Below are 24,695 nucleotides of genomic sequence, written 5' to 3'. Positions count from 1 at the left end.
GATTTTGGGAGTGCCCAGAAAAGTGCACCCGGAGAAGGAAAAGAAGAGAAGGGTTCAGGTCTTCTCAAGCTGGAAGGGGCTGATATAGTCACCGTACTTCTCCCTGGCCTCGAGCAGCCTCTTCCTCTCCTCCTCGAGAACCTGGAAGAGCTCCTCCGGAGCTTCCTTAACCTGTTCGCGGTAGATCTTCTCGATACGTTCTATCTTCGCCAGAAGTTCCGGAACCCTAATGGTGAACTGCTTCTCGTAGTCCTCCCTGCTGTAGTCCTTGTTGAGAACCTCCCTGAAGAGCCTTGCTAAGTCCTCATACTTCGGGATGTAGCCTATGGGGGTATCTATGGCATCGACGTCGCCGTGAACGCGGAGCTCCATCCACTTGAGCCAGACTGCCTTGTCGAGCTTATGGTTGAGCCAGTTGCCGTCCTCATCGCGGAGGAAGTAGTTCACCGCGAATATCTTGGGGGCTTTTCTGAGCTTCTTCTCGAACTCAAGGTAGTTCTCGATGTATTCGCCGAGGGGAACGCTCATGAAGTCGAGTATAGCCATCGGGTTGAAGGCTCTAACTCCTTCCTTTCCAAGGGTTGCGGCGGTTGTCTCACTCTCAAGAGCAGCACCCATCGTTATGACGCCATGCTTCCAGTCGAAGGCTTCCCTGACTGGCGGCCATGTGTCCTTGTCCCTGCCTCCGAAGATCATGCCACCAACCTCGACGCCGCAGGGGGCCTCAAGCGCTTCAAGGTCAACATTCGGGAAGTGCTCAAGGCTGACTGTGAAGCGAGCGTTCTTGTGGCTCGGCGGAATCTCGTTTCCTTCGGCGTCTTTCTTTCCGCGCCACCACTCCCCGCTGTGGTTTTCACCCTCGTCTGGTATTGGTACGCCCATCTCGTTCCAGTAGGGCTTTCCGTCCTTGACGAGGATGTTGGAGAAGATTATCTCGACGGGCGAATGGAGAACCTGCCAGATTATCGGATCGTCTTCGGGATTGACGCCCTGGATTATGCCAAAGACACCCTTCTCGACGTTTGCTCCACGGGCTATTCCGTTCATGGGTACGATGAACGTCAAATCATCGCCGACGATGTTCTCCCAGGATATCATGGCGGTCGATGTCTTTCCGCACATGCTGGGATAAGCGCCGGTGAAGTAGGTCTTCCTGCCTTTGGGACCGTTTACTCCCATCAGGAACATGTGCTCGCTGAGCCAGCCCTCTCTAACGGCGCGCTGGATGGTGAGCCTGAATGCGAGCTTCTTAAGGCCTATCGTGTTACCGCCGTACTGGGTGTTGACGGAGTAAACGGTCTCATCAACGAGGTCGATGTAGATGCGCCTCTTATCGAGGTTCTTGCTGGTCTTCCTCTCGTCGAGCTCCCCAGCTGAGTGGACAAACTTGAAGAATCGCGCACTTCTTCCGAGGCGTTTAAACTCTTCGTAGCCCTTCCTGTAAAGGATGAACTCTGAGTGGGCTACATAAGCAGAATCCGTGAGCTGGACGGCAGGAATCGTGAAGACCGAGTTCTTCGGCCCAAGGACGAAGAAGCACACGAAGAGCTCCTTACCCCTCATAACTCCTTTCATCAGCTCGCGGATTTCCTTCAACCCCTCGTCCCTATCCTTAGTGTTGAGGAAGGGAATCTTCTTTCCACCAGGAACGAGGAGTTTAGTATTGGCCTTGTCGCGGGCCTGGTCGTAGTAGTTGTCGTAATGGACGGTGTGGTTCGGTGTCTCGAGAATCTTTTCCTCACCGTAGTAGAGCGCCTTCCAGCGGACGTAGAACTCGTCCTCTTCGTTGTCAGTACAGACGAAAACCTTGCTTGGTTCAAGCCACTCAATCCACTCCACCAAAAACTTGTGAAGCTCTGGATTGTCGATGGCTTTAATCTTCTCAAATTGCTCTTTATCGAGAAGCTTTTCAAGCCTTTCGAGGGCATTCATGTTATCGCCTCCAGAAAGAGTTGAACGATGTCTTAAATAGTTTATTTGGTAAACCTCGTTCATCAGTGTATTTATAAGTTCAGTCATGTCCCCGTACGCAGAGTATATCGATCTCTGGATAGTCCAGCGGTGCATGGAATGAAGGCAGTTATTCTGGCGGGGGAATTGAACTAGACTACTTCCGCTCACAGTCTACAGACCAAAGTCCATGATACCGTTCTTCAACAGGCTGCTGATGGAGTACACTTTCCAGAACCTCATCAAAGCCGGGGTTGAGGAGATATACATTCTCTATTGGCTATCTCGAGAAGCGCATCATGGAGTACTTCGGCGAGGGCAGCCAGTGGGGAGTTGAGATACACTACTCCAACGGCAAGAACGTCAAGCTTGAGACGGCAGGTGTGATAAAAAGGTGGTCACTCACATAGACGAGACATTTTTCGTCGTTTCCAGTGATGTGCTCACGAACCTTGACCTCAAGGCGCTTTACAACTACTACATCAGGAAAAGGGCCTCGCGACGATAGCACTGTCCAAAGTTGAAGATCCAACGCAGTATGGCGTAACCATAATAGACCACAACGGCTGAATCATTAGATTCGTCTGAGATAAGGGGCTTCGCCCTACTCGGGGATGATGTGGAAATCGGCAGAAACGTTAAAATAGAGCGTTTGGTGATATTATCAAATGTCACTCATAGATAAAGGTGTCGAGATTGAGGAAGCCATAATAGGCGAGAATGTTCACATAGGTAAGGGCGTGATTATCCAGTCCGGAAGCCTTATAGGTGATAACACGCTCATCGAAGACTTCGGCAAGATCTGCTCCAACGTTAAGGTTTGGGTGGAGTCGAGGATTGGTAGGGAAAGTATTATACTGCCTGACTGAGGTGGTGAATGTGGAAGTGTATTACTCCCAGAGGTTCAACCCCGAGGAGCTTGCCCTTCTTGGAAGGGCCATAGGAACGATATCCCACGGGACCATAATCGTCGGAAGGGACGGCAGAGCGATTTCCCGCTACGGAAAGAGGGCAATGGTGGTCGGAATAGTCAGCACCGGCTCGACCATAATGGACGTCAGGCTCATTCCCCTCATAGCGCTCAAAGATTTTGCACACAGGAAGGGTCTTCCTCTGGCTTACGTCTACTACTACGGCGGCGTTAGGGTTTACGTCAGTGGCATAGACAGCGAGGAAATAAAAGCCATCCTCGAGAGCAAGAGCTTCATAGAAGCGCAGCCCAACGACATTGGCGCGACAGTCTATTATCCCAACGCTCTCGACGACTTCCTGCACGAAATATTCAAGCACTACAACTTCCGCGTTAAGGGCAAAGCCCTTGTGGATGCAATGAACACCCCCGCGGTGCTCTTCTTCCCACGGATAAGCGACCACTTCGGCTTCGAGGTCGAGCTGATAAACGACATGATGACGAGCTATTTACCGCCGAAACCGAAGGAGGTCTTCCTTCATAAGCTGAACAAGGGGGACTACGACTTTGGACTGCGCTTCAGGCCAGAAGGTGTCGTCGAGTTATACAAAGATGGCGAAGAGCTTGAGTTTAGCAGCATGTGGAAGCTCCTCGATCACATGAAGAAGAACCTTTGAGATTTTTTACTCTCTCTTTTAAAGCCTTTAAAAAATCCAAAGAGAAAAGCGTTAAAAGGGGAGTCCCTTATACCTCTCCCGTTCATTTTGGGGGTGGCACCTGTGGGAATGTTCATTGTCATTGAAGGCATCGATGGTGCAGGCAAATCAACTCAGGCAAGGCTTCTGGCGGAGTGGTTCAAAAAGAAAGGCTACGACGTTGTTCTGACGAAAGAGCCGACCGATACCGCCTTTGGAAAGCTCATTAGGAGGCTCGTCCTAACGGGTGGTAAGGAAGGTATAATAGATGGCGCTCGAATAAGCCACGAAGCAGAGGCGCTCCTCTTCGCGGCCGACAGGGCTGAACATGTCCATAAGCTGATAAAACCCTCCCTCAAGACAGGGAAGATCGTTATTTCAGATCGCTACTTCTACTCCTCACTCGCCTACCAATGGGCTCGCGGTCTCGATCTCGAGTGGCTGATTGACTTAAACCGCTTTGCCGTAAGGCCTGACCTCGTTATTCTGCTTGATTTGCCGGTCAAGGAGAGCATGAAGCGCATAAACGGCAGGAGCATAAAGACGGAGTTCGACAAGATAGCAGAGCTTCAGAAGAAGGTCAGGGAGAACTATCTCAAGCTCGCGGAGAGGTTCCCCGAGATGAGGATAGTGAACGCACTGGCAAGCGTGGAAGACATCCACAACGACATCGTGGCCCTGGTCGAGCACGAGCTCCTCAAGAGGTAAGGGGTCGGCCAGTGCCGATGTCATCATGTGCCGCACGGAGCGCGGTCTCAGACCGGTAAACGCTCCTCATCCCCCGCTTTTCTTCGGCGGATTCTTTTTAAACCTTGAGGCGAACTCTTCTCGGCCGATGACGAGCGTTAGCCACGCTGAGCGGTGAGGAAAAGAGGGTTAGCCGAGGCCACTTTTCACGAGGAAAAGGTAAAAGAGGGTCAAAAGCTTCTCAAGCCATCCACTTCCTCAAAAACTCTTCCACTTTTGCCTTCCAATCCTCTGGATGGAACTTCAATGTTCTGACGTGTGGAGCATCTGTAACCCACAGCTCAACGTCGGGGTTGATTTTCCTGTTCCTCTCGTAGAACTCCCTAACCTCATCCACCATGACGAGTGGATCCTTTTCGCCGGCTATCAGTAGGAGTGGCTTTCTGATCCTGTCCGAGTATTTCAGCGGGTGAAACTCCCTGCCGCCGCTAAAGAGCTTTGTAAAAGGCTTGACGAAGATGTAGAGCCACTCAGGAAGGTTGGCGAAGTACCTGAGACCTCTCGCCCCTGTCTTGTCGAGATCCATCGGAGGTGAATCTGCAACACCGCAGCAGACTTCTTCAATCTCGGCCAGCGAGCGTATCGTCACTATGGCGCCCATGGAGAATCCGACGAGGGCTATCTTCCCGGCCCTTTCCGGATGGTTTTCCTTGAGCCACCCAATGGCGGCTTTGACGTCGAGCAGTTCTCTGTCACCAACGGTCGTGTACTTTCCCTCGCTTCTTCCGTGAGCCCGGAAGTCGAAGGCAAGGACGTTGTAGCCCTCCCCGAGGAGGAACTCGATAACCGGTTTCATATAGACGTCGTCCCATCTGCTCCTTGTGTAGCCGTGAAGAGGGATAACCGTTTTCTCGCTCCCATTGTCGATCCACCAGCCGCTGAGCTTCAGGCCGTCCTCAGTGGTGAACTCAACGTCCTCGTATTCGAAGCCAAGATCCTGGGGTGTCCAGTCTTCCACAAGCCGCGGAGGCTTTACCATCTTGTACCCGACGAATGCGACGAAGAGAATAAAGAGGAAGATAAGAATCACAAGGCCAATAAGCCAGCCCATGCTATCACCTCACTCCGATTCTGCTTTGCTGACCTCGAGGTTCCTCATGTGCCATATCATCGGCATGGCCAAGAGCACGAGGATTGCGCCTATCGGGAAGAGTATTCTGTAATTCTCGCCGGCCAGATCAACTATGGCACCGCCGACTATTCCTGCCAGCAGCACCGGAAGGGAGCGCGTCGCCTCAAAGAAGCCATAGTATCTGCCAGTGAAGGCCTCTTTTTCATAGTGGGTAAGCAAATCGCCGATGACAGGGTAAGAGGCTGCCATCAGGATTCCCCAGCCGATTCCCGCTATTCCAAGGGCTATCACTATCTCCGTCTGGCTCGTTATGAACCAGCCCCAGAGCTGCGGTAGTGCAAAGATAACGCCGCCAAGGATTATGCTGAGCCTCCTGCCGAGCTTGTCGTAGATGAGACCTCCCGGGAGAGCACCTAGCAGAACGGTGACATTAAAGAGCGCCATGAGATAGAGGCCGAGAGAGGTCACAGCTTTAACGTTCTCCTCGCTGGCCGAGCCGTGGAGGATGTACGCCAAGATGCCGTAGAGGAAAATCGCTATGAATTCGAAGCTCATCCACCAGAGTGTCTGGGCCGCGTAGAACTTGAGGAAGTCGCGGTTCTCAACGATGCTCTTGAGGTAATCCTTGAGGCTCTCGTTCTCCTCAATCTCCGGTGCTTCAGGCTCTTTAACGATGAAGTAAACGAAGAGGGCCGCACCTATGAGGAAGAAAGCCGTAACGAGGAATGGAACCTTGAGGTAGGGCGTCTGTGCAAGGGCCTTTATCCCTTCGCTCTCACCAGTTTCGGCCACGGCCTTTGCTATGAGGTAGCCGGCAAGGCCGAAGAGGAAGAGGTTGCCGGCCCATTCGAGGAGTGTGATAACCCCGCTGGCCTTACCCCTCTGACCGCTCTCGATGGTGTCGGGCATCAAAGCCCTATACTGTGCTGTGTAAAGGTGCATCGAGAGGTAGAAGAAGCCCAGCGTCAGTGCAAAGCCCCAGAGTGGAACTCCCATGGCGTAGGCAGTGTAGATCATCAACGCAGCTATTCCTGCCAGAAGACCACCCACCATAATGAATGGCCTTCTCCTTCCGTGCCTTGATTTGAGCGTATCGCTGTAATAGCCGAGAAGAACGGGGATGAACAGACCGATGAAACCCTCGAAAGCCAAAATCGTTCCTTTCACAAAGGCCGATTGTGTGTAGCTCGAAAGCAGCGGGAAGGAGAGGCCCTTATTCAGTGCCCAGCCGACGCTCCTGCTGAATCCGAGCAGGGCCAGACCGAGAACAACACTCCAGCTGAAGCCTTTCCTGTTCATGGTTTCACCTCCTTATTTTGACACCTTTATGTTAAAATGGAGTTTTTACCTTTTCGGTTTGGCGGACTAAGGAAAAGTAAGAATAGAAAAGGGCTCAGTCCATATCGGGTACGTAGTCGTAGATGTTGCCCTTCCCCCTGACAATGTCTCCCCTTCTGACGAACTGCATGGCTATCATTGCTAGTATGAAGAACAGCGTCGCGAAGGGCAATAGCGTTTTATATCCAGCCACGTCTATGAACGCTCCGGAGAGGGGCGGTGCCACAAGGTTTGCAGCCTGGCTGAAGAAGTAGTAGAGACCCGTGTAGCCACCGAGCTTTTCTTCGGTAGTCATGTCGACAACCATCGGCAGGGAGTTGACGTTGACCATTGCCCAGCCTATGCCGCCGACGAAGAACAGTCCCATGAAGCTCATCACTACCGGGTCGTTGAGGGAGCTGCTGGCTGGCTTCGAGCTTTCACCGAGCTGGTAAGCTAAGAGCATTACAGCAACGACTATGAGAAGGCCAAGGGTTATCGTCCTCTTTCTTCCAAAGCGACCACCCATGAAACCGGCGGGAATGGCAAATATCATGAAGCTAAGCGAGAAGACCCCCAGCATGAAGGCTCCAGTGCTCTCCTCAATTCTGAGGTGATACTTGGCGTAGCTCGTGAAGAAGGTCTCCAGAGAGTTGAAGGCGATGAACCAGAAGAATATCGCCACAAGGATTGCAAAGAGGCTCCTTTCCTTACTCGCGAAGACGTCCTTGAGGTTCTCCTTTAACTCGCCGGAGCTCTTTCTGGTTGTTTCCTTGAGAAGCTTCTTGAGCTCAAGCTTCTTCCCAGGGACGCGGTACTCCTCGGGCTCGGGGACAAAAAGGACCACGAGCAAGTTGGCAAGGAGCATTATCGCCGCACCAAGATAGAAGGGATAGGCGTAGTTCATATCGTAAAGGGCTTTACCGCCGAAGTAAGCGAGCAGGGCGCCGAGGCCGCCCATGAAGTTAATTATTCCATTCGCTTGACTTCTCTTTTCACTCGGCGTTATGTCCGGCATGAATGCTATGACCGGCGAGCGGAAGAGGGCCATGAAGAAGTTCATAAATATAATAGTTCCCATAAAGAGGGCAAGGCTTTCGTATTCCCTGGCCACGGGAATGAGCGCGAACATAAGAGCGGCCGAAGGTGCACCGAGGAGAATGTAAGGCTTCCTCCTTCCGAGTTTGGTGCGCGTCATATCGCTTAAAGCCCCAAGGAAAGGGAGGAGCAAAACCGCGAATAGGTTGTCTATCGTCATGATAAAGCCAGTAACAGTCTTGCTGAGGTGGAATGTATCCTGCAGGAAAATCGGTACGTAAGCGTTGTAGAGAGCCCAGATGATGCTTATTCCAAAGAAGCCAAAACCAAGGATAAATATCCTGCTGTACCTGAAGTCTTTCATGTTCATCACCCATCTATTTTAGCCTCCAATGAACCGGAACGCTGAGTTTTTAAGGTTTTTTGGTCTCCGCGGGTGTGGGAGTGGCGATGGTACCACCAATGATCCTCGGACACAGGGGCTTCAAGGGAAGGCTTGAGAACACGCTTCCCGCCTTTAGAAGGGCGCTCAGATACGCCGATGGAATAGAATTCGATGTGAGAGTCGCAGGCGACGGAAAGCTTGTGGTTCATCACGACGAGGGTTTTCAGGCTAACGGTTCTTATCAGTATATCCGGGAGCTAAGCCTGAGGGAGCTGCGAAGGGTACATCCCAACGGGAGGCTCATCCCAACGGTCAGGAACGTTTTTAGGGAATTCTCTGGGGCCTTACTCAACGCTGACCTGAAAGAGATAGATGCTGTGGAGGGAACCCTGGGGCTCGCTGAAAGGTTTGGGATTCTTGAAAACGTAGTTTTTTCAACAGAAAACAGAGAAATCGCAGAACACCTCATAAAGGAATGTCCATCCTGCAAGGTGGGCTTTTCCATAGTCAGCTACTCATCTATTGCCCATCTTGCCGGGCTGAAAGGTCTCTATTCCGTCCACGTGCCGATTGATACCATCGGTTACGTCGGCTACAAAGCGTTGGTGGTTCTCCTCAGAACCCTAAGGAAGCGGGGAACGAGGATTTACCTCTGGAACTACCAGATGGACGAGCTTTACTGGGTTCCGAGGATCCTTCCCTTTGTCGATGCGGTCATCTCGGACGATCCTGCCAGATTGAGAAAAAGTTTTTACCCCAGAGGTCTATTCGCTGGAGGCGATGGCAATGCTATGGGAACGTGATAAGGTTATCGTCCTCGGACACCGCGGGTACATGAGCAAATACCCTGAAAACAGTCTCTTGGCTTTTAGAAAGGCCGTGGAAGCCGGGGCAGATGGAATCGAGCTCGACGTCTGGCTTACCCAGGATGGAAAAGTCATAGTTATGCACGACGAGAGCATAGATAGGACAAGCAACCTAAGCGGAAAGCAGAAAGAAATGACGCTGGAGGAGCTCAAGAAGGCGGACATAGGCATGGGTGAGAGGATTCCAACGCTTGAGGAAGTTTTTGAGGTTCTTCCAAAAGATGCACTGATTAACGTCGAGCTCAAGGACGTCGATACAGCGAGGGAAGTTGCCAGAATAGTTAGCGAGAACGATCCCGAGCGGGTCATGATATCCTCCTTCGAGATTGAGGCACTCAGGGAATACCGGAAGCATGACACGGAAACGGCCATGGGGCTGCTCATAGACAGGGAGGAAGTTGTACCCCTCATACCGAAGCTCAAGGAAGAGCTCGACCTCTGGTCGATAAACGTCCCAATGGAGGCCATTCCAGTAATTGGCCTCGAGAAGACTGTTCAGGCACTCCACTGGGCCCGTTCGATGGGCCTCAAGGTCGCCCTCTGGACGGAGAACGACGTTCTCTTCTACAAAGACGATAACCTGGCCAAGCTGAAGGGCCTCTTCGAGATCGTCATAGCGAATGACGTTGAGAGGATGATTGAGTACTTAAGGAGATTGGGACTCAGGTAAGGCAACGACCGAAGCCCTAATATACCATCTTTTACTTTTCTCATCACTGGTGAACAGAGATGGACAGGTTCATTCTCTCGCTTGATGAGGGAACTACCTCAGCCAGGGCCATAATCTTCGACAGGGAGAGCAACGTTCTCGGCGTTGGTCAGTACGAGTTTCCCCAGCACTATCCCAGACCTGGCTGGGTCGAGCACGACCCGAACGAGATATGGGAGGCCCAGTTCAGGGCGATAAAGACCGCTATCGAACGGGCCAAAATCGAGCCAACTCAGATAGCGGCGATAGGCGTTACCAACCAGCGCGAGACGACGATAGTCTGGGATAAAAGCGGAAAGCCGCTCCACAACGCGATAGTCTGGCAGTGCAGAAGAACCGCTGAGATGGTCGAAGAAATAAAGCGGGAATACAACGAGGTCATCAAGGAGAAGACAGGGTTAGTTCCGGATGCTTATTTCTCGGCCAGCAAGCTTAAGTGGCTCCTCGACAACGTGCCTGGCCTAAGGGAGAAGGCCGAGAAAGGCGAGGTTCTCTTCGGAACGGTTGACACCTTCCTCATCTACCGCCTCACGGGCGAGCATGTTACGGATTACTCAAACGCATCCAGGACAATGCTCTTCAACATCAAGAAGCTCGAATGGGACGACGAGCTTCTCGAAATTTTTGGGGTTCCCGAGGGCGTCCTGCCCGAAGTCAAAGAGTCGAGTGAAATCTACGGTTACACAAAGAAAGAACTTCTCGGCGCTGAAATTCCCGTGAGTGGCGACGCGGGCGACCAGCAGGCAGCTCTGTTCGGCCAGGCCGCCTTCGAGACTGGCATGGTTAAGGCAACATACGGAACCGGAAACTTTATCCTGGCCAACACGGGCAAGACCGTCCGCTATTCAGATAACCTGCTCACCACGGTAGCGTGGGGGTTAAATGGAAAAGTCTCCTATGCCCTTGAGGGGAGCGTATTCATAACAGGGGCGGCAGTTCAATGGCTCCGCGACGGAATCAAAATCATAAAGAGCGCGCCGGAGACGGAGGAACTCGCCCGGAAGCTGCAGAGTAACGAGGGGGTTTACTTCGTTCCTGCCTTCGTTGGCCTTGGAGCCCCTTACTGGGATCAGTTCGCGAGAGGGCTGATAATTGGCATAACGCGCGGAACTGGTAGGGAGCACCTTGCAAGGGCGACGCTGGAAGCCATAGCCTACCTGACGCGCGACGTGGTCGAGGAGATGGAGAGACTCGTGGGGATAAAGGAGCTCCGCGTCGATGGGGGAGCAACAGCGAACGACTTCCTGATGCAGTTCCAGGCGGATATACTCAACAGGAGGGTCGTCAGGCCCGTCGTGAAGGAAACTACTGCCTTGGGGGCGGCGTATTTGGCGGGACTGGCCGTCGATTACTGGGAGGGCCTCGAAGAAATAAAGAGTCTGTGGAAGGCAGAGAAGGTCTTCGGGCCAGTGATGGACGAAGAAACCCGCAGGAAGCTCTACCGCGGCTGGAAGGAGGCAGTAAAGAGGGCTATGGGCTGGGCCAAGGTTGTGGATGCTTGACGAAGGCATGGCCCGTTTTTTCTTTCATCTTTAAGGAGAAGTGAACCCGAACGCCATATATGTTCATTCGATTGATGTCCACTAATGCTCCCCCCCTTTATGCCCGGAACTGTTCTTTCCTCCCTTTTGGGCCAAACCTGAGGTTAAAGAAAGCTTTAAAACGGTGAAAGTCCTTTCTCAAGTTAACTCGGAGGGAGAAAAAATGAAAACCAAGGTCGCCATAATCGGCGCGGGAATAAGCGGTGCAAGCATAGCACGCGTTCTGAGCAGGTACGAGAACCTTGAAGTGCATCTGATTGAGAAGGCTCCAGACGTTGGCTGGGGCGTCAGCAAGGCCAACACAGCCTTAATTCACGGCGGTTACGATGATGACCCTAAAAAGTACCCGATGAGGGCCAAGTTGTGCATCCGTGGTAACAGACTCTGGCACCAGTGGGTTAAAGAACTTCAGATTCCCCACGTCTGGAACGGAGCATTGATAGTGGCAACGAAGGAAGAGGACTTCGACGAGCTTGAGAAACTTTTGGAGCGTGGAAGGGAGAACGGCGTGCCCGAGATGAGGATAGTCGATAAGGAAGAGCTTTTCCACCTTGAGCCGAACCTCACGAAGGAAGCCATCGGAGCGCTGTGGGTTCCAATAGTGGGTCAGATAGGTCCAATTCCAGCGGTTATAGCGATAGTCGAGAACGCAGTTGCCAACGGCGTCAAGACCCACCTTGAGACCGAAGTTACCGGGATAAAGGTCGAGAACGGTGAGGTTAAGGGTGTTGAGACGAAGAACGGCTTCATAGAGGCGGACATAGTTATTAACGCTGCCGGACTTTACGCCGACGAGATAGCCAGAATGGCTGGAATAGACTACTTCGAGATTCACCCGAGGAAGGGTGAGTACTTCCTCTTTGATGAGGGCATTCCCGGACCGAGGCGCGTTCTCTTCCCGACGCCGACGCCAATAAGCAAGGGCATAGTTGTCACAACAGAGATCAGCGGGCACCTTATGATAGGACCGAACGCCCAAGACTTGCCACCCGAGGAAAAGGAAAACCTGGCGACCACAAGGGAAGGACTTGAACAGGTCTGGGAAGGTGCGAAAAAGCTCTGGCCCCAGCTGCCGCCGAGAAGCAAGGTTATCAGAACGTTTGCCGGTCTGAGGCCCGAACCAACGGGTGGAGACTTCATAATAAAGGCCGAAGAGGAAGTCTGGGGCTTCATAAATGTCGCCGGAATTCGCTCTCCAGGTCTCACGAGCGCCCCTGCGATAGCCTACGAAGTGGCCGAAATAATCCGGCACGACCTTGGAATAGAACTCGTTGAAAAGAGGAAGTGGAATCCCTACAGGAAGGAAATCACCCACTTCTTCATGCTCTCGCCGGCTCAAATAAACGAGGTCGTCAAAAGAGACCCCGCCTACGGAAAGGTTATCTGCAGATGCAACCGCGTTAGCGAGGGGGATGTTCTAGAGGCAATAGAGAGAATGAAGTTCATCGGTGTAAAGACACCGAGCGTCGATTCCGTCAAGTTCAGAACCAAGGCAACGACCGGAACCTGTCAGGGAAGCTTCTGCAGGCCGAGAATAATCCAGCTCCTCGCGAGGGAGTACGGTGTCGGGCCTTGGGAGGTTACACTGAAAGGAAAGGGAAGCGAGGTCGGTATAGGTGACGTTAAGGTTCTCCTCAGAGGTGAGGATGCATGAACGACCTTCCAATGCTTAACTACGACGTTGTCGTCATTGGCGGCGGGCCTGCAGGAATGGCGGCCGCCGTAAGGGCAAAGGAACTTGGACTTAAAGTTCTCCTCCTCGATGACAACGACTACCTTGGCGGTATCCTGCCTCAGTGCATACATCCCGGCTTCGGACTGCACTACTTCAAAGAGGAGCTCACCGGGCCGGAGTTTGCGGCACGCTTCGCTAAGAGGCTTGTGGAGCTCGGCGTTGATTACAGGACGGCCGCAAGGGTTTTGGAGATTAAAAACTACTCAGACCTCGAGAAAGTCGTTGTATTTAGTTCTCCAAGCGGAGCCTATCAGGTCTGGACAAAGACTATAATCTACGCCGCCGGAGCGCGTGAGAGGCACGCATTTGAGATAGGAATCGTCGGAGACAGGGGAGCGGGAATCTACACAGCAGGAGAGGCCCAAACGCTTATGGACATCTACGGTGTAATGCCGGGAAAAGAAATCGTCATCGTGGGTTCAGGCGACGTTGGACTGATAATGGCGCGCCGCTTTGCCCTTGAGGGAGCAAAGGTCAAGGCCGTAATCGAGCTGATGCCCTATCCCGGAGGCTTGGCCAGGAACATAATGATACTCAGGGACTTCGATATTCCGCTATATCTGAGCCATAAGGTCGTTGAAGTCCGAGGAAAGGAGAGGGTCGAGAGGGTTAAGATCGTTAAAGTTGATGAGAATCTAAGGGAAATCCCAGGAACGGAGTTCTGGATTGAGGCTGACACACTGATAATCTCGGCCGGCCTTGTGCCAAGCGTCAAACTCCTCACTGCCATCGGGGTTGAAATAGATCCGACAACAGGAGGACCTATCGTTAACGACCTCTTTGAGACAAGTGTTCCGGGAATATTTGCCGCTGGAAACTCGGTCATTATAAACGACCTCGTGGACTACGTTGCCGAGCAGGGTGAACTTGCCGCGGAGGGGGCGAAGCTCTTCATAGACAACGAGGGGATACCAACGAGGCGCTGGATTAAGCTGGAAAAAGGCGAGAACGTCAGGCTTTTGGTTCCACATTATCTCAGCGGCGAGAGGGACGTCTGGATATACGCGCGCGTTTCAAAACCAATGGAGAACGTCGAGGTTCGTTTCCCAGAGATAGGCAAAAAGCTCCACCTTCCAGTGGTCAAGCCGGCGGAGATGCTCAGGATGAAGCTGAGAAAGGAGGAGATCGCGAAGGCCAGGGATGGCATCACCATGGAGGTGGTGCCGCTATGAAGAAGACCTACCGCTTTACCTGCATTGTCTGCCCCCTCGGCTGTGCACTGGAGGTCGAGGTTGAGAACGGCAAGATCGGCGAGATCAAGGGATACACCTGTCCAAGGGGTAAGGAGTGGGCCATCGAGGAGGTTACCAATCCGAAGAGAGTAGTCATGAGCGTCATCAAGGTCAGGAACGGTGCCCTGCCGACGGTGAGTGTTAAGACCGCAGAGCCAGTCCCCAAGGAAAAGATTCCAGAGCTGATGGAGTTCCTTTCAAAGCTGGAGGTGGAGGCTCCGGTGGAAATCAGTCAAGTTATAGCCGAATGGGAAGGGGTAAAAATAGTCGCAACGAGGGGCGCCTAGCCCCTCACTCGGTATTTTCTCAATTACAAAAAGTGAAATCATGCCTACCAAGGTTCCCTATCCCAGGGCTTGGGATACGGAATTTCCCTGAGTTTGTGTTTCAGATACTCTTTAAGCGCAAACTTACACCAGCTTATGAAGACCTGCCAACAGTAGGTTTCTTCGATCTTATACGTAGTGTAGGTGTTAACGTAGTCCACAAGGACGTTAGACTTGCTGGGATCATAGTTGAGCTCATGAACGATGCTTTTGGAGACCCTTACGAGGGTTCCTTTTTCGTAGATGGCCCTTATCTTGCGGTGCACTATTAAGAACTCTCCCTCATCATCCCATGACAACTCTACCACTAAAGTCCCGTTGTTGAAATCCAATGTTTTTGAGTTCGGATTTTTCTGGAGTTCCATGGCTATAATATGGGGGTCGTTGAGCTGTCTTAGATCATCAGTTGAAGGCCCGTAAACCCTGACAAACACTCCAATAAGCTTCAACGTCTAAGGGAAGAAAGAATCAAAGCGCCTCAAACTTCTGGAGGAATATCCTAAGATCCGTTCTGAAGGGTTCTTCGGCACGCTCAATCTCCTCATTCAGGAGCCGAAGGAAGTTCTCCTCGGTCGCTGCCTCCGTCCAGAGCCTTTTTACAAGGTTTTCTAGCTTTTCATAGTACTCCACGTAAGGCCTCGCCTCAAAGAGGGCCTCGTTAAGCTTGTCACTCATACCCACCCCTCCTGAACCAGTAGTACCATACCCTACTGGCATCCTCCGCTTGGCCCATCAGGAGGAAATAGCGCAGTATCGCCAAGTTGATCATAATGAACAGAATCAACATTATGTGGTATGCCGCCACGTTGTAGCTTAGGAAGGCGTAGTAGTCCCAGACGAAGTGCAGGATGATAGCCAGCAGGAAGAACGGGCCCACCGAGTCCACTTTTCCTTCGGCCTTCATGCCGTAGCCAACGCCAATTATTGCGCTCCACGTGGCGTGGGCAAAGGGCGTTAGGAATCCCCTCACAATCGTGACCGGAATGCCGTAACCAAGGCCATACAGGAAGTTCTCCGTGGCGGCAAAGCCAAGGCCAGCAGCGACTCCGTAAACAAGACCGTCCATTATGCCGTCCATCTGGCCTGCCTTGAACGGCCACCTAATCGCTAGGGACTTGGCCGGCTCTTCCACGATACCTGCGACGAGAGCCACATAGAAGGCAGTCATTGGGAGTACCGGATCCACCCTGCCGCCAATAGTAAGAAACATCTCCAGAATGTATGCTATTCCAACGGAGAGCGTTCCGCCGAGGATGAATGTGCCTATGACGTATTTTTTGGGCTCTGGCTCGAACTTGTCCGCGTGATAGAAGTACCAGAGTATGACAAGCGCAGGAGCGTAGGCGAAGAACACAAGTGCACTCAACACGTCCATATTGCTGCTCACCAAAAAAGAATGGAAAGCTGGAAATTTAAAGGTTTAGCATCTGGCAAGGACCTCCTACAAGAGCTTCCTAGTTGGAGTAGGGTATGGGAATATTAAAATGTCAACCTCAAAGGTTCTTTAATACTTGAGTCAATCTTCCGAGGGATCCAAAATCAAGGAGGTCATCCTCTAAGGGCACAAGAACCCTCGAGCCTGTTACATCGTACGCTCTCAGGAAAGGGGACACTATCTCGCGCAGAACATCGTTGCCGTATGCCCAGGGGCTGAAGGCAGGAAGAACGACCAGATTGTCACTCATAATGAAGGCAGGAACCTTTATGAGCGCCCCTACCTCGTCGCGTAGCCTTATTGCTGGGTGTTCATGGCCGATAATAAATCGTTCCCCCTCCACGAGCTTATGCCCATGAACAAGCTTCCAGCCGTGAAGTTCAAGCTCGTCAACGATTTCAACGCCGGACTCTTTAAGCCAGAGCGTTCCCACGTCGTGGTTTCCTCTTACAAGAACTATCTCATCAACGAGCGGGCTGATTTCATCCACGAGGGTCTTGAGCTCTTCCCTCTCTCGCCACTCAGGAATGAATGAGTGCTTCAAATCGCCGTCGATTATCAGGATTTTTGGTTTCTCCCTCTTGAGGAGGGTTTTAAGCTGACCGACAACCTCATGGAAGACCCTCGGAAGATAAAAGCCTTCCCTCGCCATACTGACTTCGTAGCCTAGATGGAGATCCGCTATGATGAGTGCGCTCCCCAATCGGAGGGCCTTGTCGGGGAGGGGTTCTGGCTTCATGGTAGGAGGTTCAACCTCCGGCTTTTAAACTTTGTTAGGGGAACCGAAAAGGTTTTAAATCTGGCCATTGATGGAACAATGGTGAGTAAAAATGCCCTACATAGGCTTCGTCAAAAGCCCTTACGGGCCGGCTAAAACGTACGAGCTAATTCTGAAAGAGCTTGAGAAGAGGGGCTTTGATGTCACATTTTCCAAGCACCACTGGATGGGGGATGCACCCTTTGGGCTGATCATCGCTGAGACAGACAGGGGAGAAGTCGCTATCAGATGGAACCTCGGGAAGACTTTCGGGCTCAAACTCGAAGAAGTTGAAAAAGGGGACGTTGACGAGTTCGTGGAGGACACCATGGAGTATCTCAGCGGTGACTGAGTTCTTTTCGCTCCTGCTTTACCCGTTCTATCATGTCAAGGAGGCTCCACAGATCCCGTATCACGTGCAGATGTGGGATTAGGGCGAGCCTTTCGCGGTTTTTTTCTACGAACCTCGCAGTTGACGGAAAGTAGTACCAGACGTACTCAGTGTTCTCGTCGCCGTGTCCGATGAAGCGCCAGGGCTTGTCATCGACCCAGATAAAGACTTCATTCCCGTACTTTTCGCGGACAAGCTTAAACGCCTCGTCTATCGTCAAATCACGCCCGAAAACGATGACATCGTCAAAGAGGTCGTAGATACCCATAGCTTTGAGCCTTTTCACTTTCATGCCATCTATGAAGTCCTCGGCCGAGAAAGATATCACTGTGTGGCCCTCCTCCTTGAGCCTTTTCAAGAGCTCGGGAGCATCGTCGAGAGGCTTACTGAGCTTCGCCCGCTCCTCAAACCATGTCTCCATGAACTTAGTCCTAAGGAAGAACGGTGGCTCTGACTTCTTCTTGTGACGCCCGAAGGCTGGTCTCTCAAAGTACATCTCGATTTTAGTCAGAACCTTGGCCCAGAAACCCTTGAATGGGAGCCAGCGGTAGCGCTTCTCTAGGGCTCGCCTGAAGGCCTCCTCGATGCATGAGTACGTATCGGCGAGTGTTCCGTCAAAGTCGAAGGCGATTATCATGCTATCCCCCGGCGGGATGATGCCCTTTGAACTTTAAGCTTTATCCTCTCAATTCACAATATTCCCCCAATCCCCGCTACGTTTTGACTCAAAACTTGTGGTTCTTGTAACTCCTGTAACTCGAAAAATTTTTAATTCAGGTTCTCTATTGTTTGATTTGCAGTGCATACAACAAGGAGGGAGTTAAATGAAAAAACTGCTGGCAATATTTCTCGGTTTTCTGGTTCTAAGTGGACTCGTCAGTGCTTGGCCAACGGACGGTCCAACCCTTGACAACCCCATGAACGTCCACCAGAAGCTGACCTATAAGGCTATTGAAGCCGTCTATCAGGACAACCCGGAGCTCGGCCAGATACTGATGCAGTACAAGGATCAGCTCCTCTACGGAGCCTACGATGAGGACTGGACCGGTGGAAGCATAGAGATTGACGGGAAGGTTTACACCATCCAGTCCCAGTACCACTTTCTCGACCCGATGGATCACGCTGAACTCTTCACAGTTAATCTACTCGGAGACCCAGATACCTCTGCGGCAGACATGGCCCAGAGACTTTACGATACTGCTGTCCAGCTCTGGAAGCAGGGCAAGTACGGGGAGGCCATGTACTATCTCGGTAGGGCGGTCCACATAATCGAGGACCAGGGTATGCTCATCGCTCATCAGACCCCGCACCTCTTCGAGGATCTCGAACAGTTCAAATACATTGAAAACGCCCACGACTTCGTTGAGAATGAGATTTCACCAGCAGTGGCCGATGATATTCTCAACAACCGCGTCCCACTCGACCTTACGCCCATAAAGTGGTGGCAGATCCCGGACGAGAAGGCACGCTTCATGTGGGGTGGGGACATCTACATAGCCGATAACGAAAACGGCCACATGAGCCTTGCCAATGGTGTTGCTTGGGCCTATGCCGATTTGGCAGCCCACAACTCTTGGAGATACATGCTCTACTCAACTGGTCAGGACATAATTCTCTGGAGCGAATGGGGACACCTTGGCAGCTACTTCTGGACGAAGGAGCTTAGGAAGGGTGACTGGAGCGTTCTGAAACTCGAATTCAAGGGCGCCAGCTCGATAACTATCGTCTTCAAGGACATCGATATGCAGAATGTTTATGGTAGGACTCTCGGTTACGTCGAAATATATGACAAGAACTGGAACCTCATTGCCAAGTACGCCCAAGATCCAAACCTGTTCGTTGACACCAGTGTCACCGTTCCAGGAGACACTGTTTACATATACACCCACGTCGACAAAAACGACTGGTTCGACAGCGACGTCGACGGCTGGGCCATCAGAAACATAGAACTCCACGCCAACTTCGACATCAATGCCCCAAGCGGCTTCAAGACCATTGATGGCAGAGAATACAGCAACGTCCAGTGGGCAGTCTATGAGAGCATGCAGTACAACATTAGGCTCGTTGCAGGTCTTATGGAGAAGTTCTTCGAAGATGTGGGCCTCTCATGAAGTCTTTTCTCTTTACTTTTTCTCTCTTTCAAGCCTCGCCCTTTAGGACGGGAATGCAGTAATTAAAAATCCAGCCAATTGAGAGGTAGGCAACACTCTTTTAAAACCTAAAAACCATACCATACTTCGAGATGAAGCGGACTGTAACGGTGAAACTCCAACTGAGCAAGGAGCAAGAGAGAATACTCTTCGAATTAGCCGATACCGGAGCCAAAGTCTGGAACGAGGTGAACTATCTCAGGAGGAGAGCCTTCTTCGAAGGTAAAGGCGTTGATTATGGAACGACGGAGAAGATAGTTTATGAGAAATACAAAAGAGAAATCGGCTCCGCAACGGTTCAGCAAATCTGTCGGAAGAATACAGAAAGTTGGAGGAGTTTCTTCGCCCTCTTGAAGAAATCCAAGAGCGGAAAACTTCCCGAGTGGTTTGGCAAACCCTCTCCACCTGGTTATCGAAAGGGAAATAAAAAGAGAAAACCCTTCATAATCCTCAGAAACGACCAATACAAAATCGAGGGAAACAGGCTAATCCTCAAGGGCCTCGGAAAGTTTGGAAAACTTGGAGTCCAATTCAAGGGAAGAATTCACCTTAAAGGGAAACAAGGGAGACTTGAAATAATTTATGACGACGTTAAGGGCAAGTGGTATGCTCACGTTTCAATTTCAAAGGTCGAGGAAAAACTTGAAGGCGGGAAATGGGTTAGCGTTCCGAAAACTCCGAAGGGAAACCTTACTGCTGGAATTGACTTGGGGATAAACAACTTGATGGCTGTTTATGTTTCTGATGGCCATTCCTTCCTCGTGAATGGAAGACCATTGAAGAGCATAGCCTTCTACTGGCAGAGAAAAATAGCCGATTACCAGTCTGAACTAAACAAAAACGGTAAAAAGAGTAGTAAACGGCTGAAAAAGTATCACCTGAAGTGGAAACTACAAACGAGAAATTACGTGAATTCATCAGTAAGACAAGTTGTCAGGAGTCTCCACGACTTGGGAGTTTCGAAAATCATCGTTGGTTATCCCAAGGGAATAGCCAGAAATTCTGGTAAGGGAAGAAGGCAGAACTTCCTCCTATCAAGAGTCTGGCTGTTCAGCTATATTATTCAACGATTGAGGGAAGTCTCGGAGGAGTATGGTATTGTGGTTGAGGTTGTTGATGAGGCTTACACTTCTCTCACTTGCCCCTTCTGTGGACGGTCCCATTACGGGGCTCGTTTTGTTAGAGGATTATATTTATGTCCACAAGAGGGGCTGGTTCTGAATGCAGACCTCGTTGGAGCGTTTAACATTTTGAGGAAGGCTGTGAAAACCATAACCCCGAATCTGGGCGGTTTACTCGCTCAGGGGAGGGGTAATGGGGGTAAGACCGTCCCCGAGGGGTTGTATGACCCGAAAGTGGTGACACTAGTAGGAGAGACCCCTCAAACCTCCCTAGCTCTAGGATAGGGGTTCCCTTTCAGAGCGGGGAGGAGGTCAGCTGAAACACAAAGCATATAATCTGCTGGGCATATTTTCAACGACCATCTTAAAGCTCAGAGGGTGATAGGCATGGGAAAGCACTACCTGCCTAACTCAGCACATAAGGATGAAATGCTGAAGGAAATCGGGTTCAACTCAATTGAAGACCTCTTCTCCGACGTGCCTAAGGGCATGGTCAAGGAGTTCAACCTTCCCGAGGGTAGGAGCGAGTACGAGGTCTTTCTCGAGCTCAACGAAGTCCTCTCAAAGAACAAGACCGTCCTCGAAATGCCCAGCTTCCTTGGGGCGGGAACGTACTTCCACTACATTCCGGCTCACGTAAAATACCTAATCGAGAGGAGCGAGTTTCTCACCGCGTACACCCCATACCAGCCCGAGATAAGCCAAGGCATGCTCCAAGCGCTCTTCGAATACCAGAGCCTTATCGCGGAGCTCGTTGGCCTTCCGATAGTCAACTCTTCCATGTATGACTGGGGAACAGCCATGGCAGAAGCGGCATTAATGAGTGCCCGTGTAACCAGAAAGAACAAGTTCGTGGTTCCAGAGCACATGAGCCCGGAGAAGAAGAAAGTCCTTCATACCTACACCGCCGGGCCGGGACTTGAAATCGAGTACGTGAACTGGAACGAGCGCGGCCAGCTCGACCTCGAGGAGCTCAAGGAGAAAGTAGAAGGAGCCGCCGGGGTTTACGTCGAGATGCCCAACTTCTTCGGTATTCTTGAAGAGGAGATTCGAGCTATAGGTGAGATAGCCCACGATGCCGGGGCGCTCTTCGTTGTGGGCATTGATCCAACGATACTCGGCATAGTTGAGGCCCCTGGAGAGCTCGGTGCGGACATAGTCGTCGGCGAGGCCGCTTACTTTGGAAACTCAATGAATTTCGGGGGCCCAAGAGCAGGTATATTCGCTGTCAGGGACGACAAAAAGCTCATCCGCCAGATGCCTGGAAGGATAATCGGAATGACGAAAGATGCCGACGGAAAGCGTGCCTTCGTGATGACCCTCCAGACGAGGGAGCAGCACATAAGAAGGGCAAAGGCAACCTCTAATATCTGTTCAAACGAAGCTTTGGTTGCCGTTGCGGCCGCGATACACCTCGCGAGCCTTGGTCCAAGGGGATTGAGGGAACTTGGTGAGGTAATCCTCAAGAACACGGCCTATCTCAAGAAGCGCCTGAGTGAGGTCGCTGAGATTCCTTTTGAGGGCGTGAACTTCAAAGATGTTCTCGTCCGCTTCGAGAAATCTTACGAAGAAATACACGAGGGCCTCCTTGAGAGAAACATCCACGGCGGCTTCTACCTCAAGCCACACTTCCCGGAGCTTGGCGAGAGCGCCCTCTTTGCGGCAACTGAAACAACAAGGAAGGAGTGGGTCGATGCCCTCATCGAGGCCCTTGGGGAGGTGGCCTGAATGTTCCGTCAGGCTAAGTGGGATGAACCGCTCATCTTCGAGCTTTCCCGTTCAGGTAGGGTTGGCTATACCCTTCCAAAGCCGATTGAGGACGTTGAGATCAGAGTCCCGGAAAAGCTCAAGCGCAAGAGCCCGCTCAACCTGCCAGAGCTCAGCGAGCCGGAAGTCGTCAAGCACTATACCAGGCTCAGCGAGATGAACTACGGCGTTGACAGCGGCATATATCCACTCGGTTCATGTACTATGAAGTACAACCCAAAGATAAACGAGGAGATAGCCGGCCATCCGGGTGTTGCCTACGTCCACCCATACCAGGACGAGAGAACCATCCAGGGCGCTCTTAAGATAATGTGGGAGCTTGAAGGGTGGCTTAAGGAAATCACCGGAATGGATCGCTTCACGCTACAGCCTGCCGCCGGAGCCAACGGTGAGTTCACCGGAGTTATGATAATCCGCGCCTACCACCTTGACCGTGGAGAAACACAGAGGACTGAGATGCTAGTTCCAGACTCAGCGCACGGAACCAATCCCGCCTCAGCTGCCATGGCAGGTTTCAAAGTCATCGAGATCCCATCGAACGAGAACGGAACTGTTGATCTGGAGGCCCTCGAGAACGCCGTCAGCGAGAGGACTGCAGGTTTGATGCTCACCAATCCCAACACGCTCGGCATCTTCGAGGATGAGATACTTGAGATCGCCAAGATAGTTCACAAAGCTGGAGGCCTGCTCTATTACGATGGAGCAAACCTCAACGCCGTCCTCGGAAAGATAAGGCCCGGCGACATGGGCTTTGACATCGTCCACCTCAACCTCCACAAGACGTTCTCGACGCCCCACGGCGGCGGCGGTCCAGGAAGCGGCCCGGTTGGCGTCAAGGACTTCCTGAAGGACTACCTCCCGGTTCCGCTCGTTGGCTATGATGAGGAGAGCGGAAGGTACTACCTCGACTACAACGTGCCCAAGAGCATAGGGAAAGTTAAGGAGCTCTACGGCAACTTTGCAGTCATGGTAAGGGCTCTCACCTACCTCAAGATAATGGGGAGGGACGGACTGAAGGAAGCCAGCGAGATAGCGGTTCTCAACGCCAACTACCTCACACAGAAGCTCAAAGGAACCCGCGGCTACGAGCTGCCGCACAAGGAGCTCAGAAAGCACGAGGTGGTCTTCAGCGCCGAGCCCATGAAGAAGGAGACTGGCGTTAAAGCCCTTGATGTTGCCAAGAGGCTTCTCGACTTCGGCCTGCACGCGCCGACCATCTACTTCCCGCTGATAGTCCACGAGGCCCTCATGATAGAGCCAACCGAGACTGTGAGCAGGGAGGAGCTCGACGCCTACGTTGAAGCCCTCAAGAGGATAAGCGAAGAGGCCTACAGCAACCCCGAGCTTGTGAAGAGCGCACCACACAATACAGCGGTCAAGCGCGTGGATGATGTCCTAGCGGCGAAGAGGCCAATAATAACATGGCGCATGTACAGAGAGCTGAAGGAGAAGGGAGAAGTCGATATTTGATCTTTTTGCCCCTTCCCACCATTTTTTGCATTCCATCTGAGATCCTTCTTACTCAGATTTACACCGAAAGCTTAATAAATATGTAATAAATCACTTACATATGGGTGAAACAAATGGCAGAAGTGTTGGGAAAGTCCGGGTTCGTTTCATACAGAGAGATTATAGAAGAGTATGAGGTTCCCATCAGGGGGTTTCTCTTCAAAGGAGGAACGCTTAAGGGGATATACGTTAGGGGTGGCCTTCTCCCTGTGACGGAAGAGCTCCCCAAGGACATCAACGAGGACATCCTTAGGGGAAAGGCCAGGAAGAAGCTCCTAGTCAGGGAGATCAAATATAAGGGAGCCGAGATCATTGAGATCTACATCCAGGACGGCTACATAACGTGGCCAGTCTACGAGGCGAGCCTTGATGAGACGAGCTGAGAATATGGAGCCCCGGGCGGGATTTGAACCCGCGACCGGCGGATTACAAGTCCGCCGCCCCGCCAGGCTAGGCTACCGGGGCACGGTCTAAAGACCGAAGGGAGAAATATAAAGTTTTCGTAACCTTCACGAGACTCTTCTCGAAGTCTCGAAGATGAATCTTCATCCCCCATAGGCTCTGGAGAAGCCCATCGTAGTCATCACGAGACCACCGTAATCTTTATAAATCCACCCTGTATTCCCTACATTGGGTCGTGCCGCCGTAGCTTAGACGGTAGAGCGCTGGACTGTTAATCCAGTGGTCCCCGGTTCGAATCCGGGCGGCGGCGCCAGCAGTGGGCCCGTAGCTCAGCCTGGTCAGAGCGCGCGGCTCATAACCGCGTGGTCGGGGGTTCAAAGCCCCCCGGGCCCACCACAACAGCCCTTGCTTGCGCAAGCGCTGGCGGAAAAGGAGGTGCCTTTTCTACAAGTTGCATTTCTGAAATGGGTTTTTACTCACTTGCTCCTTTGGTGAGTGTTTCACTCTGGGAAGGCGCCCTTGGGGCGCTGATAAAAATGTGAAACTGCTTGAAAGGTTTGATTTAAAAGTTAAACCCCTTTAAACTTGCTTCTTGAACAGTGCACGACTGGCTTTTTGATCTTTGATGAGAAGGGCACTC

23 protein-coding genes, 3 tRNA genes and 1 pseudogene are annotated in these 24,695 nt (G+C 51.9%); 17 read left to right on the top strand and 10 right to left on the bottom strand.

The genetic code is table 11. The features are described from left to right. Window positions 1-54 precede the first annotated feature (54 nt). Window positions 55-1,932 carry a phosphoenolpyruvate carboxykinase (GTP) gene (locus tag E3E33_RS03590; protein ID WP_167711796.1) on the bottom strand — a complete coding sequence of 626 codons (1,878 nt, stop codon included), beginning with the start codon at window positions 1,930-1,932 and terminating at the stop codon, window positions 55-57. Window positions 1,933-2,070: 138 nt separating this feature from the next. Between E3E33_RS03590 and E3E33_RS03585 the strand changes: the two are divergent. The 3 genes and pseudogenes from E3E33_RS03585 to tmk all read left to right on the top strand — a co-directional run bounded on the left by E3E33_RS03585 (window position 2,071) and on the right by tmk (window position 4,263). Continuing rightward, window positions 2,071-2,819: pseudogene (locus tag E3E33_RS03585) on the top strand (sugar phosphate nucleotidyltransferase). 10 nt (window positions 2,820-2,829) lie between these two features. Continuing rightward, a complete protein-coding gene (locus tag E3E33_RS03580; protein ID WP_012571153.1) occupies window positions 2,830-3,537 on the top strand; it encodes a phospho-sugar mutase in 708 nt (235 codons plus the stop codon). A 108-nt stretch (window positions 3,538-3,645) separates the two neighbouring features. Next, window positions 3,646-4,263, top strand: coding sequence for a dTMP kinase (tmk, locus tag E3E33_RS03575; protein WP_012571154.1), 618 nt, complete (start codon window positions 3,646-3,648; stop codon window positions 4,261-4,263). Window positions 4,264-4,483: 220 nt separating this feature from the next. On the opposite strand, the gene E3E33_RS03570 is transcribed toward tmk, so the two are convergent. The 3 genes from E3E33_RS03570 to E3E33_RS03560 all read right to left on the bottom strand — a co-directional run bounded on the left by E3E33_RS03570 (window position 4,484) and on the right by E3E33_RS03560 (window position 8,093). Further along, window positions 4,484-5,353: an alpha/beta hydrolase gene (locus E3E33_RS03570; protein WP_167711797.1), complete on the bottom strand. Its 870-nt coding sequence runs from the start codon at window positions 5,351-5,353 to the stop codon at window positions 4,484-4,486. Window positions 5,354-5,362: 9 nt separating this feature from the next. Beyond that, window positions 5,363-6,673 carry an MFS transporter gene (locus E3E33_RS03565; RefSeq protein ID WP_167711798.1) on the bottom strand — a complete coding sequence of 437 codons (1,311 nt, stop codon included), beginning with the start codon at window positions 6,671-6,673 and terminating at the stop codon, window positions 5,363-5,365. Window positions 6,674-6,767: 94 nt separating this feature from the next. After that, a complete protein-coding gene (locus E3E33_RS03560; RefSeq protein WP_167711811.1) occupies window positions 6,768-8,093 on the bottom strand; it encodes an SLC45 family MFS transporter in 1,326 nt (441 codons plus the stop codon). An 86-nt stretch (window positions 8,094-8,179) separates the two neighbouring features. On the opposite strand from E3E33_RS03560, the gene E3E33_RS03555 reads away from it, so the two are divergent. The 6 genes from E3E33_RS03555 (at window position 8,180) to E3E33_RS03530 (ending at window position 14,484) form a co-directional block, all read left to right on the top strand. Next, window positions 8,180-8,917, top strand: coding sequence for a glycerophosphodiester phosphodiesterase family protein (locus E3E33_RS03555; protein ID WP_167711813.1), 738 nt, complete (start codon window positions 8,180-8,182; stop codon window positions 8,915-8,917). After that, complete coding sequence (locus E3E33_RS03550; protein ID WP_167711812.1) at window positions 8,901-9,650, top strand: glycerophosphodiester phosphodiesterase family protein; 750 nt, start codon at window positions 8,901-8,903, stop codon at window positions 9,648-9,650. Before E3E33_RS03555 ends, E3E33_RS03550 begins: the two co-directional genes overlap by 17 nt. Window positions 9,651-9,709: 59 nt before the next feature. Continuing rightward, entirely contained in the window at window positions 9,710-11,191 is a 1,482-nt protein-coding gene (gene glpK / locus E3E33_RS03545) for a glycerol kinase GlpK (RefSeq protein ID WP_167711799.1), read from the top strand. A 202-nt stretch (window positions 11,192-11,393) separates the two neighbouring features. After that, window positions 11,394-12,884, top strand: a complete 1,491-nt coding sequence (locus E3E33_RS03540) for an NAD(P)/FAD-dependent oxidoreductase (RefSeq protein WP_167711800.1) — start codon at window positions 11,394-11,396, stop codon at window positions 12,882-12,884. Next, complete coding sequence (locus E3E33_RS03535; protein ID WP_240912015.1) at window positions 12,881-14,137, top strand: NAD(P)/FAD-dependent oxidoreductase; 1,257 nt, start codon at window positions 12,881-12,883, stop codon at window positions 14,135-14,137. The genes E3E33_RS03540 and E3E33_RS03535 overlap by 4 nt, the downstream gene beginning before the upstream one ends. After that, entirely contained in the window at window positions 14,134-14,484 is a 351-nt protein-coding gene (locus E3E33_RS03530) for a DUF1667 domain-containing protein (protein WP_012571163.1), read from the top strand. The genes E3E33_RS03535 and E3E33_RS03530 overlap by 4 nt, the downstream gene beginning before the upstream one ends. Window positions 14,485-14,528: 44 nt before the next feature. Here the strand turns inward: E3E33_RS03530 and E3E33_RS03525 are convergent, their stop codons facing one another. From E3E33_RS03525 to E3E33_RS03510, 4 genes are all read right to left on the bottom strand, one after another. After that, window positions 14,529-14,972, bottom strand: a complete 444-nt coding sequence (locus E3E33_RS03525) for a hypothetical protein (RefSeq protein ID WP_167711801.1) — start codon at window positions 14,970-14,972, stop codon at window positions 14,529-14,531. A 19-nt stretch (window positions 14,973-14,991) separates the two neighbouring features. Beyond that, window positions 14,992-15,198 carry a hypothetical protein gene (locus tag E3E33_RS03520; RefSeq protein WP_012571165.1) on the bottom strand — a complete coding sequence of 69 codons (207 nt, stop codon included), beginning with the start codon at window positions 15,196-15,198 and terminating at the stop codon, window positions 14,992-14,994. Beyond that, complete coding sequence (locus E3E33_RS03515) at window positions 15,191-15,898, bottom strand: PrsW family intramembrane metalloprotease (RefSeq protein WP_167711815.1); 708 nt, start codon at window positions 15,896-15,898, stop codon at window positions 15,191-15,193. The genes E3E33_RS03520 and E3E33_RS03515 overlap by 8 nt, the downstream gene beginning before the upstream one ends. A gap of 118 nt (window positions 15,899-16,016) precedes the next feature. Further along, window positions 16,017-16,697: a metallophosphoesterase gene (locus E3E33_RS03510; RefSeq protein ID WP_012571167.1), complete on the bottom strand. Its 681-nt coding sequence runs from the start codon at window positions 16,695-16,697 to the stop codon at window positions 16,017-16,019. Window positions 16,698-16,788: 91 nt separating this feature from the next. On the opposite strand from E3E33_RS03510, the gene E3E33_RS03505 reads away from it, so the two are divergent. After that, on the top strand, window positions 16,789-17,067 hold the full coding sequence (locus E3E33_RS03505; RefSeq protein ID WP_012571168.1) for a hypothetical protein: 279 nt from the start codon (window positions 16,789-16,791) through the stop codon (window positions 17,065-17,067). On the opposite strand, the gene E3E33_RS03500 is transcribed toward E3E33_RS03505, so the two are convergent. Further along, on the bottom strand, window positions 17,054-17,743 hold the full coding sequence (locus tag E3E33_RS03500; RefSeq protein WP_167711802.1) for an HAD family hydrolase: 690 nt from the start codon (window positions 17,741-17,743) through the stop codon (window positions 17,054-17,056). The two genes, E3E33_RS03505 and E3E33_RS03500, sit on opposite strands and share 14 nt — an antisense overlap. 187 nt (window positions 17,744-17,930) lie before the next feature. Here E3E33_RS03500 and E3E33_RS03495 point away from each other — a divergent pair, with 187 nt between their 5' ends. The 5 genes from E3E33_RS03495 to E3E33_RS03475 all read left to right on the top strand — a co-directional run bounded on the left by E3E33_RS03495 (window position 17,931) and on the right by E3E33_RS03475 (window position 24,036). Further along, window positions 17,931-19,217, top strand: coding sequence for a phospholipase (locus E3E33_RS03495; RefSeq protein ID WP_167711803.1), 1,287 nt, complete (start codon window positions 17,931-17,933; stop codon window positions 19,215-19,217). A 131-nt stretch (window positions 19,218-19,348) separates the two neighbouring features. Next, window positions 19,349-20,662, top strand: coding sequence for an RNA-guided endonuclease TnpB family protein (locus E3E33_RS03490; RefSeq protein WP_167711804.1), 1,314 nt, complete (start codon window positions 19,349-19,351; stop codon window positions 20,660-20,662). Between the two features lie 102 nt (window positions 20,663-20,764). After that, window positions 20,765-22,105 carry an aminomethyl-transferring glycine dehydrogenase subunit GcvPA gene (gene gcvPA / locus E3E33_RS03485; protein WP_167711805.1) on the top strand — a complete coding sequence of 447 codons (1,341 nt, stop codon included), beginning with the start codon at window positions 20,765-20,767 and terminating at the stop codon, window positions 22,103-22,105. Further along, the gene (gene gcvPB / locus E3E33_RS03480; protein WP_167711806.1) at window positions 22,106-23,614 is read left to right on the top strand and encodes an aminomethyl-transferring glycine dehydrogenase subunit GcvPB; all 1,509 of its coding nucleotides are present in this window, start codon (window positions 22,106-22,108) and stop codon (window positions 23,612-23,614) included. Window positions 23,615-23,727: 113 nt separating this feature from the next. Continuing rightward, window positions 23,728-24,036: a hypothetical protein gene (locus E3E33_RS03475; protein ID WP_012571173.1), complete on the top strand. Its 309-nt coding sequence runs from the start codon at window positions 23,728-23,730 to the stop codon at window positions 24,034-24,036. Window positions 24,037-24,041: 5 nt separating this feature from the next. On the opposite strand, the gene E3E33_RS03470 is transcribed toward E3E33_RS03475, so the two are convergent. After that, window positions 24,042-24,118 (bottom strand) — tRNA-Thr (locus E3E33_RS03470). Between the two features lie 174 nt (window positions 24,119-24,292). On the opposite strand from E3E33_RS03470, the gene E3E33_RS03465 reads away from it, so the two are divergent. Then, window positions 24,293-24,368, top strand: a tRNA-Asn gene (locus E3E33_RS03465). A gap of 5 nt (window positions 24,369-24,373) precedes the next feature. Beyond that, window positions 24,374-24,451, top strand: a tRNA-Ile gene (locus tag E3E33_RS03460). The last annotated feature ends 244 nt before the right edge of the window (window positions 24,452-24,695 follow it).

This window comes from Thermococcus sp. GR5, from assembly GCF_012027535.1.
Lineage (GTDB): Archaea > Methanobacteriota_B > Thermococci > Thermococcales > Thermococcaceae > Thermococcus > Thermococcus onnurineus.
Note: the sequence above shows the minus strand (reverse complement) of the source record. Positions and strands in the feature narration are given on the sequence as shown.

Bases quoted from the DNA above. Each gene is read 5' to 3' on its own strand.
- E3E33_RS03500 (WP_167711802.1), bottom strand. From the start codon at position 17,743: ATGATAATCGCCTTCGACTTTGACGGAACACTCGCCGATACGTACTCA.
- E3E33_RS03510 (WP_012571167.1), bottom strand. From the start codon at position 16,697: ATGAAGCCAGAACCCCTCCCCGACAAGGCCCTCCGATTGGGGAGCGCA.
- gcvPA (WP_167711805.1), top strand. From the start codon at position 20,765: ATGGGAAAGCACTACCTGCCTAACTCAGCACATAAGGATGAAATGCTG.
- gcvPB (WP_167711806.1), top strand. From the start codon at position 22,106: ATGTTCCGTCAGGCTAAGTGGGATGAACCGCTCATCTTCGAGCTTTCC.
- E3E33_RS03505 (WP_012571168.1), top strand. From the start codon at position 16,789: ATGCCCTACATAGGCTTCGTCAAAAGCCCTTACGGGCCGGCTAAAACG.
- tmk (WP_012571154.1), top strand. From the start codon at position 3,646: ATGTTCATTGTCATTGAAGGCATCGATGGTGCAGGCAAATCAACTCAG.
- E3E33_RS03475 (WP_012571173.1), top strand. From the start codon at position 23,728: ATGGCAGAAGTGTTGGGAAAGTCCGGGTTCGTTTCATACAGAGAGATT.
- E3E33_RS03590 (WP_167711796.1), bottom strand. From the start codon at position 1,932: ATGAATGCCCTCGAAAGGCTTGAAAAGCTTCTCGATAAAGAGCAATTT.
- E3E33_RS03530 (WP_012571163.1), top strand. From the start codon at position 14,134: ATGAAGAAGACCTACCGCTTTACCTGCATTGTCTGCCCCCTCGGCTGT.
- E3E33_RS03515 (WP_167711815.1), bottom strand. From the start codon at position 15,898: ATGGACGTGTTGAGTGCACTTGTGTTCTTCGCCTACGCTCCTGCGCTT.
- E3E33_RS03555 (WP_167711813.1), top strand. From the start codon at position 8,180: ATGGTACCACCAATGATCCTCGGACACAGGGGCTTCAAGGGAAGGCTT.
- E3E33_RS03540 (WP_167711800.1), top strand. From the start codon at position 11,394: ATGAAAACCAAGGTCGCCATAATCGGCGCGGGAATAAGCGGTGCAAGC.
- E3E33_RS03560 (WP_167711811.1), bottom strand. From the start codon at position 8,093: ATGAAAGACTTCAGGTACAGCAGGATATTTATCCTTGGTTTTGGCTTC.
- E3E33_RS03550 (WP_167711812.1), top strand. From the start codon at position 8,901: ATGCTATGGGAACGTGATAAGGTTATCGTCCTCGGACACCGCGGGTAC.
- glpK (WP_167711799.1), top strand. From the start codon at position 9,710: ATGGACAGGTTCATTCTCTCGCTTGATGAGGGAACTACCTCAGCCAGG.
- E3E33_RS03535 (WP_240912015.1), top strand. From the start codon at position 12,881: ATGAACGACCTTCCAATGCTTAACTACGACGTTGTCGTCATTGGCGGC.
- E3E33_RS03565 (WP_167711798.1), bottom strand. From the start codon at position 6,673: ATGAACAGGAAAGGCTTCAGCTGGAGTGTTGTTCTCGGTCTGGCCCTG.
- E3E33_RS03490 (WP_167711804.1), top strand. From the start codon at position 19,349: ATGAAGCGGACTGTAACGGTGAAACTCCAACTGAGCAAGGAGCAAGAG.
- E3E33_RS03520 (WP_012571165.1), bottom strand. From the start codon at position 15,198: ATGAGTGACAAGCTTAACGAGGCCCTCTTTGAGGCGAGGCCTTACGTG.
- E3E33_RS03495 (WP_167711803.1), top strand. From the start codon at position 17,931: ATGAAAAAACTGCTGGCAATATTTCTCGGTTTTCTGGTTCTAAGTGGA.
- E3E33_RS03570 (WP_167711797.1), bottom strand. From the start codon at position 5,353: ATGGGCTGGCTTATTGGCCTTGTGATTCTTATCTTCCTCTTTATTCTC.